The 6965-nt window shown below is 74.6% G+C and carries 11 protein-coding genes; 5 read left to right on the top strand and 6 right to left on the bottom strand.

The annotated features are described in order from the left end of the window. The 3 genes from ACFVXK_RS36010 to ACFVXK_RS36000 form a co-directional block, all read right to left on the bottom strand. A partial coding sequence (locus tag ACFVXK_RS36010; RefSeq protein WP_389620769.1) for a D-alanyl-D-alanine carboxypeptidase family protein occupies positions 1 to 669 on the bottom strand: 669 nt, incomplete at its 3' end. Between the two features lie 185 nt (positions 670 to 854). Then, entirely contained in the window at positions 855 to 1265 is a 411-nt protein-coding gene (locus ACFVXK_RS36005; protein WP_389620767.1) for a hypothetical protein, read from the bottom strand. Continuing rightward, positions 1244 to 1639: a dienelactone hydrolase family protein gene (locus ACFVXK_RS36000; protein ID WP_389620765.1), complete on the bottom strand. Its 396-nt coding sequence runs from the start codon at positions 1637 to 1639 to the stop codon at positions 1244 to 1246. The genes ACFVXK_RS36005 and ACFVXK_RS36000 overlap by 22 nt, the downstream gene beginning before the upstream one ends. A 133-nt stretch (positions 1640 to 1772) precedes the next feature. On the opposite strand from ACFVXK_RS36000, the gene ACFVXK_RS35995 reads away from it, so the two are divergent. The 4 genes from ACFVXK_RS35995 to ACFVXK_RS35980 all read left to right on the top strand — a co-directional run bounded on the left by ACFVXK_RS35995 (position 1773) and on the right by ACFVXK_RS35980 (position 4828). Continuing rightward, the gene (locus ACFVXK_RS35995; RefSeq protein ID WP_389620762.1) at positions 1773 to 2819 is read left to right on the top strand and encodes a GlxA family transcriptional regulator; all 1047 of its coding nucleotides are present in this window, start codon (positions 1773 to 1775) and stop codon (positions 2817 to 2819) included. Positions 2820 to 2962: 143 nt separating this feature from the next. Further along, on the top strand, positions 2963 to 3832 hold the full coding sequence (locus tag ACFVXK_RS35990) for an MBL fold metallo-hydrolase (RefSeq protein WP_389620759.1): 870 nt from the start codon (positions 2963 to 2965) through the stop codon (positions 3830 to 3832). Between the two features lie 82 nt (positions 3833 to 3914). Next, positions 3915 to 4385 (top strand): nitroreductase family deazaflavin-dependent oxidoreductase, encoded by a 471-nt coding sequence (locus tag ACFVXK_RS35985; protein WP_389620756.1) that lies wholly within the window; start codon positions 3915 to 3917, stop codon positions 4383 to 4385. A 35-nt stretch (positions 4386 to 4420) separates the two neighbouring features. After that, positions 4421 to 4828 carry a DUF5958 family protein gene (locus ACFVXK_RS35980; RefSeq protein WP_389620753.1) on the top strand — a complete coding sequence of 136 codons (408 nt, stop codon included), beginning with the start codon at positions 4421 to 4423 and terminating at the stop codon, positions 4826 to 4828. Positions 4829 to 4881: 53 nt separating this feature from the next. On the opposite strand, the gene ACFVXK_RS35975 is transcribed toward ACFVXK_RS35980, so the two are convergent. After that, positions 4882 to 5352, bottom strand: coding sequence for a winged helix-turn-helix transcriptional regulator (locus ACFVXK_RS35975; protein ID WP_389620750.1), 471 nt, complete (start codon positions 5350 to 5352; stop codon positions 4882 to 4884). 121 nt (positions 5353 to 5473) lie between these two features. On the opposite strand from ACFVXK_RS35975, the gene ACFVXK_RS35970 reads away from it, so the two are divergent. Continuing rightward, complete coding sequence (locus ACFVXK_RS35970) at positions 5474 to 6421, top strand: NADP-dependent oxidoreductase (RefSeq protein ID WP_389620747.1); 948 nt, start codon at positions 5474 to 5476, stop codon at positions 6419 to 6421. Here the strand turns inward: ACFVXK_RS35970 and ACFVXK_RS35965 are convergent. Continuing rightward, positions 6418 to 6540: a hypothetical protein gene (locus ACFVXK_RS35965; protein WP_389620745.1), complete on the bottom strand. Its 123-nt coding sequence runs from the start codon at positions 6538 to 6540 to the stop codon at positions 6418 to 6420. The genes ACFVXK_RS35970 and ACFVXK_RS35965 overlap by 4 nt on opposite strands. Then, on the bottom strand, positions 6537 to 6965 hold a 429-nt coding region (locus ACFVXK_RS35960; RefSeq protein WP_389620742.1), incomplete at its 5' end, for a GNAT family N-acetyltransferase. The genes ACFVXK_RS35965 and ACFVXK_RS35960, both read right to left, overlap by 4 nt.

The raw sequence follows: 6965 nt of genomic DNA, 5'->3' as shown, positions 1-6965 counted from the left end.
GGTCGGCGTCCCGTCGGCGTCCGTGTCCCCGGGGAACCGGGCGTCGGTGAGGGCCGCGTAGCGGGCGAAGTCGGGGTCGGCGAGCCCGGCGCGGCCGAAGACGGCGAGGTCGTAGGCGGAGGACACCTGGCCTTCGGCGTCGTAGCCGTCCGGGGAGACGACGTGGGTGTCGGCCGCCCCCAGGGCGCGGGCCCGGGCCTGCATCTGGGCGGCCGTCTGCGTCCAGCCGCCGTTCATGGAGGCGAGGACGTGGACGGCGTCGTTGCCGGAGCTGAGGAAGACGCCCCGCCACAGGTCGGGGATCCGGTAGGCCTGACCGGCGTCGAGGCCGACGAGGCTGCTGCCCTCGCCCACGTCGGCGAGTTCGGCGTCGGTGACGGTGTGGGTGCCGTCGCGCGGCAGGCGGGGCAGGGCCGTGAGCGCGAAGAGGGTCTTCATGGTGCTGGCGGGCGGCAGCTGCAGATGGGCGTCGTGGGCGGCGAGCACCTCCCCGCTGCCGGCGTCGGCCACCAGCCAGGACAGCGCGGACAGGTCGTCGGGCAGGGCGGGCGCGCCGGGGCGGGGCCGGACCTGCACTCCGGGCCGGTGCAGCAGGGCCGGTTCCGGCGGGGCCTCGGCCCGCGGCGGGGCGGGCTCGGCCACGGCGGCCGCGCCGGCGGGCGGAGGCATGAGGACGACGCTCAAACCGGCGGCGAGGGCGGTCGCGCCGGAAAGGAGCCTGCACGCTGACGGACTACGGGTCATCCGGTCACGGTAGGAACTCCCACCGGGGTTCGCAGCCCGGCGTGGGCCGAGCGGCGTAACCCGCCGGATCCGGCACCGGGGACGGGGCCGGCCGTCACCCGGTCCCCCCGTCAGCGACCGGGCGGGTGCGGGCGCAGGCGGTCGGTGAGGAAGGTGAGGATCTCGTCGCGTGCCCGGAGCGTGGGGTGGCCCGCCTCGTCGACCAGGTGGGCGGTGACGACGCTGTGCGGCGTGCCGACCAGGTCGGCGAAGAAGGGCGGCGGCGTCGGGTTGGCGGCGGCGTCCGGGAGGACGCGGCCGTCGAAGGCCCGGCCCAGCAGGGCCCGGTAGGCGGCGAAGCGCTGCCCCGTGCACCAGCGGTCACCCTCGAAACGGTAGGCGAGGACCGTGAGTCCGTCCCGTTCGAGGCGGTCGCGCACCGCCCGGGCGTCCGCCGGGTCGAGTTCGAGACCGCCGGGGTCGTCGAGCGGCAGCGAGGGATGGTTGACCACCGGGGCGATCACGGCCGGTTCCAGGGCCATCGTGAGGGCGAAGTTGCCGGTGAAGCACAGCCCGACCGCCCCCACCCCCGGCCCGCCGCACTCCGTGTGGGCCAGGTGCCTCCCCCGGCGAAAGCCCGGAACTCCGCGCTGACGCAGGCGCGGCGGACGACCTCCCGGCCGCCCTCGACCGTGGGGAAGGCACCGTCCCTCCCGAAGAGGGAGGGCACGAGGACGGTGAAGCCCGCGTCGCGCACCCACCGTGCGAGCCTCAGGACGTCGGGGCTGATGCCCGGCATCTCGGGCAGGACCACGACCGCGGGGCCGGACCCTGCCGCGTACACCGTCTTCTCCACCCCCTCCACGGCCACGGTCCGGCGGGTGAAGTCGGTGATCGGATCGTCTTCGTCGCTCATGGGGCCAGCCTGGCGCGGAACGGGCCGTCGGGTGAGGGGCGGGATCGCCAGGGGCGGGGGCGATCCCGCCATACCCTGGGAGGGGCCGTGCCGAACGGGTCGGGGCGGGGAACAGCGGTGGGGGTGCAGGCGGGTGGCGGCGGACGGCGGGCGGGTGGGGGCGGACGGCGGGCGGTCGGCGGACGGCGGGCGGCCGGGGGAACTGCGGGTCGGGGTCCTGGCGTACCCGGACTGCTTCGCGTCGGAGGTGTTCGGCGTGCCGGACCTGCTGACGATGGCCGGGCACGTCGCCGGGCCGGACGCGCCCGGCCACCGGGTGTCGGTCGTCTCGCCGCGCCGCCGGGTCACGGCCTCGGGCGGCGCGCTCCTGGACGTGCGGCCCCTGCGCGAGGTGGACGTGCTCGTGGTGCCGGGCTTCGAGCTGCGTCCGGGCACGGACCTCGACGCCCTGCTCGGCCGGCTCGCCCCGGAGACCGCGGCGATCCGGGCCCAGGCGGCCGCCGGGACCGCCGTCGTCTCCCTGTGCGTCGGCGCGTTCCTGCTCGCGGAGGCGGGCCTCCTCGACGGGCGCCGGGCCACCACGTCCTGGCTGCACGCCGGGGAACTGGCCCGGCGCTGTCCCGCGGCGGACGTGCGGCCCCGGCACCTGGCCGTCACCGACCGGGGCGTGACGACCACGGCCGCCTTCAGCGCGATGTACGACTTCGCGCTGGACCTGATCCGCCGCCACCACGGCGCCCGCGTGGCCCGTGCCACCGCCCGTGTCGCGCTCCTCGACGACGTGCGGGCCTCCCAGACCCCGTACGTCGACGCCCGGCTCCTGCCGCAGCCCGGCCGGGAGTTCTCCCAGCGGGTGATGCGGCGGCTCGACCAGAACCTCGCCGAGCGGTACGACCTCGCCTCCCTCGCGGACGCCTTCCAGGTCAGCACCCGCACGCTGCTGCGCCGCTTCGCCGAGGAGACCGGGCACAGCCCGCTGGTCCACCTCCAGGCCGCCCGGGTCCGCCGCGCCCGCCACCTGCTGGAGTCGACCGACCGCACCGTCGCCGCGGTCGCGGCGGCCGTCGGCTACCAGGACCCCGGCACCTTCGCCGCACTCTTCGCCCGCCACACCGGCCACCGCCCGAGCGCCTACCGCACCGCGTTCCGCCGGCGGGCGGTGGGTGAACGGGCGGGCTGAGAGCGCGTCCGCCGCGGAAGCACAAGATCGGCGGGGGCTACCGCTTCCGGCCGAGGGCGGGGTATCCAGGGAGGGCGGCCCGCTCCGGGCCCTCTCCCCCTCTCCCCCTCTCCCCCTCTCCCCTCCTGGAACGGAGACCTGCCGTGGACGGCTGGTACGTGGACGACCGCTGCACCAACTGCGACGTGGCCCGACAGCTCGCGCCCGACCTGATCGGCGAGGCCGGGGGCACGTCGCGGATCCTGCGCCAGCCGAACGGTGAAGCGGAGACGCGGCGCTTACACGCGGCGGTCTTCGCCTGCCCCACCCGCTCGATCCGCCACCCCTCCCGGCGGCCGGACCAGCGGCTCGACCCGTTCCCGATGGAGCTGGACAGCGGCGTGCTGCTGTGCGGGCACAACTCGCGGCACACGGCCGGGGCCAATTCCTACCTGCTCCTTCGGCCCTCGGGGACGTCCCTGATGATCGACACGCCCCGCTGGAGTGCGGCACTCGCCGAGCGGTACGCGGCTCGCGGCCCGGTCACCGACGTACTCCTCACCCACCGCGATCACGCCGCGCACGGCCGCCGCTACGCGGACCACTTCGGCGCCCGGCTGTGGATCCACGAGGGCGACCTCGACGCGGCGCCCGACGCCGACCGGGTGATCCGCGGTCTCCGGCCGCTGGAGGTCACCGAGGGCGTCACCGCCCACCCGCTGCCAGGCCACACCCCCGGCAGCGTGCTCTACCTCGCCGACGGCCGGTACTGCTTCAGCGGGGACAGCTTCTACTGGTCGCGCACGACGGGGGATCTGGCGGTCGCGGACAGCGTGACCTGGTACTCGATCGAGGAGTTGGCCGCCTCACTGGCCAGGACGGCCGGGCGGATCCGGTTCGAATGGGTCCTCCCCGGCCACGGCGACCGCCGCCGCCTCCCCGCCGACGAGATGACCCGGCGGTTGACCGCACTGGCGGAACGCACCCGGCTGCTGCGGCCCCGGCCGATCGACTTCACCGCCGTCCGCTGGTGACGGCACGGCACGGCGCGGCGCGGTGTGGGAGGGGGTATACCGGTGCCGGGGCGTCCCGGCCCACTCCCTACACGACAACGGGGTGATCGCAGTGCCTCATGAACTCGACGGCGCGTACGACCCGAGTCCGGCGCGGTGGGTGCGCGAGCAGGTGGAGCTGTACGAGAGTTCCGGTGGCACGCGGGGCACGACGCTCTGGGACACGGGCCTGCCGGTCGTCATCGTCACGATGCGCGGCGCGCGGAGCGGCAGGATCCGCAAGATTCCGCTGATGCGGGTGGAGCACGGGGGGCGGTACGCGGCGGTGGCCTCGAAGGCTGGCTTCCCGCGCCACCCGGTCTGGTACTTCAACCTCAAGGCCAACCCCCGGGTGGACCTCCAGGACGGCCCCGAGCGCCGGGGCATGATCGCCCGTGAACTCGACGGCGAGGAAAGGGCCAGGTGGTGGGGGCGCGCGGTCGTCGCGTACCCCCCGTACGCGGACTACCAGAAGAACACCGCCCGCGTGATCCCGGTCTTCGTCCTCGAACCCGAGCACCTGCCGGGGACCTGAACCCTCGATCCGTCGGCGAATGGAATGATCACGGGATGGCCTCTGCGAGCAGTGCGGACGATCACGCCCGAACCGAGTCGGTCGTCAACGGGATGGCTCAGGGGCTCCGGACCCTGGACGAGGGGGTGGCCTGGTTCTCAGGGCTTTCCCCGGCGGGGCGACAGGAGGTACTGCACGAAGTCGCCCACTACGCCATGCAGGCGCACATCACCGCGGCGGACGGTCGCGTGGGCGTGGCGCGGTCCGGGGTGAAGCGGACCGCGAACCCCGCGGTGATGATCTGCATGGACCCGCCCCGCTACGGATTCTCGGGCCTGCCCGCCGACGAACACGTCACGGCGTTCCGGGTGCTCGTCTCCGTGTTCGCCGTCGCCGACACCCGTCGCAGGCAGACCCACTGCAATGACGGCTGCGGGCATTCCTGGCACAACCTGCCCTCATAGGACGGCCGGCGGCCCGCGCGCGGTGGCCTGACGACGGGTTCGGGGTGGTGGGGTCAGGCTCCCGGCCGGTCTGAGCCTCCGGGCCGGGTCGGTGGGAGGGGTCGCGTCGGCGTGGCGGCCCGGGCGTCGAAGTCCTGGCGGGCTGTCAGGATCTGCCGGGCGTGCTCTACCGACCATGCCCCGATGGCGCTGGTCAGCCGGCCGGCCTCGTAGCCGAGCTCGGTGAGGCCGTACTCCACGCGGGGCGGGACCGTGGGGTAGACCGTGCGGTGCACGAGGCCGTCCCGTTCCAGCGCGCGCAGGGTCTGGGTCAGCATCTTCTGCGTGATCCCGTCGAGGAGCCGCCGCAGTTCGCTGAACCGCATCGGCCGCTCCTGCCGGCGCAGCGCCGCCAGTACGTACAGCACCCACTTGTTGGCCAGCATCTCGACGACGGTGCGCGAGGGGCAGTCGCGGCGGTAGGCGGCGGTCCAGTCCGCGGAGGCCGAACCGGCCGTGGGTTCCGTGGGTTCCGTGGTCTTCATGGTTTCCATGAGGTACCTGGGTATCAAGCAGGTGCCTCCTTCACAAGGGATACCGGGTCGGTCGAGGATGGTGATCACCAGCGGCGGCCGGTCCGTCCGGCGACCCGAGAGGAGCACCCCCATGACCACCCGCATGCGCGCGGTCAGCCAGCGCGGCTACGGCGGCCCGGACGTTCTGGAGCTCGTCGAGACGGACCTGCCCGTGCCGGGTCGCGGCGAGGCGCTGGTGCGCGTCCACGCCGCCGGGGTGAATCCGGCCGACTGGAAGCTGCGTTCCGGGGCGGTGCGGAAGTTCGGCGTGCCGCCGTTCACGGTGGGCCTCGACCTGTGCGGGGTGGTGGTGGCCCTCGGTGACGACCGGACGGCAGGGCTCAGGCCGGGCGACGCGGTATACGGTTGCGCGTTTCCGCCCCACGGCGCCCATGCCGAGTACGCCGTCGCCCCGGTGGCGGCCCTGGCCGCCGCGCCGGCGGGCATCGGCGGGGTCGCCGCCGCCGCGCTGCCGGTCGCGGCGCTCACCGCCTGGCAGTCGCTCGTGCGGGTCGCCGCCGTCGGCGCCGGGCAGCGGGTACTGGTGCACGCGGCGGCCGGCGGGATCGGACACCTCGCGGTGCAGATCGCCAAGGCACGCGGCGCCCACGTCATCGGCACCGCCCGGGAGGCCAGGCACGCGTTCCTGCGCGACCTGGGCGCCGACCGGCTCGTCGACTACACCGCCCACGACTTCGCCGAGGTCGTGCGTGACGTCGACGTGGTCCTGGACCCGATCGGCGGCGACTACGGACCCCGGTCGCTGGAGACGCTCGCGCCGGGCGGGATCCTCGTCGACGTACGGGGCGCCGGCCCCGACCGGACCGTCGTCCGGGAGCGGGCCGAGGCACGCGGGCTGCGGTTCGCCGAGTTCGGGTTCACCCCGTCCGGAGCGGATCTGGAGCAGATCACCGGCCTGGTGGAACGGGGCGCCCTGCGGGTCGCCGTCGATCGGGTCCTGCCGCTGGAAGAGGCCGCCCGGGCCCATGAGCTGAGCGAGTCCGGCCGCGTGGCGGGAAAGATCGTTCTCGTCCCCTAGGAGCTGCGGGGGACGCCGCGCGGGCCGCCGACGATGAGCGGGCCGTCGTGCGCGAAGGCGTCGGCTGCCGGAGCCTCCGGGGCATGGAAGCTCCGGCCGCCGCCGGGTTTGCCGATCACGGGTGGAAGTTGATGCGTTCCCTGACGACGGGGAAGCCGGCCTTCGTGAAGTGCGCGGCCATGGGGAGGTTCGTCCGGTCGGTCGCTCCGGTGACGAACTCCGCGCCCTGCTCGACGAGGACGTGCGTGCATTCCGCGAGGAGGTCGTAGGCGTAGCCGTGGCCGCGGTGTTCCGGGACGACCCCGATGAAGCCGATGGTCGGGCCGGAGGGGTTGTGGGCCGGGATGTGGATGCCGGCCAGGTCGCCCTCCGGTGTGTGGGCCGTCTGCCACCACTCGCGCGGTGAGGGGCACCAGTGGAAGAAGTCGAGTTCCTCCTGCGCCGCCTGGTCGAGGCCGCCCTCCTCGACGGCCTTGAGCGCGTGGGCGTCCAGGGTGGCGGAGTGGATGCGGCGCAGCGCGTCGAAGAACACGGAGTCGTCGGG

Source organism: Streptomyces sp. NPDC058157, assembly GCF_042884105.1.
Taxonomy (GTDB): domain Bacteria; phylum Actinomycetota; class Actinomycetes; order Streptomycetales; family Streptomycetaceae; genus Streptomyces.
The sequence above is the reverse complement of the archived record's forward strand: the minus strand, read 5'-3'. Positions and strand labels throughout refer to the sequence as shown.

Bases quoted from the DNA above. Each gene is read 5' to 3' on its own strand.
- ACFVXK_RS35970 (WP_389620747.1), top strand. From the start codon at position 5,474: ATGACCACCCGCATGCGCGCGGTCAGCCAGCGCGGCTACGGCGGCCCG.
- ACFVXK_RS35980 (WP_389620753.1), top strand. From the start codon at position 4,421: ATGGCCTCTGCGAGCAGTGCGGACGATCACGCCCGAACCGAGTCGGTC.
- ACFVXK_RS35975 (WP_389620750.1), bottom strand. From the start codon at position 5,352: ATGAAGACCACGGAACCCACGGAACCCACGGCCGGTTCGGCCTCCGCG.
- ACFVXK_RS36005 (WP_389620767.1), bottom strand. From the start codon at position 1,265: ATGGCCCTGGAACCGGCCGTGATCGCCCCGGTGGTCAACCATCCCTCG.
- ACFVXK_RS36000 (WP_389620765.1), bottom strand. From the start codon at position 1,639: ATGAGCGACGAAGACGATCCGATCACCGACTTCACCCGCCGGACCGTG.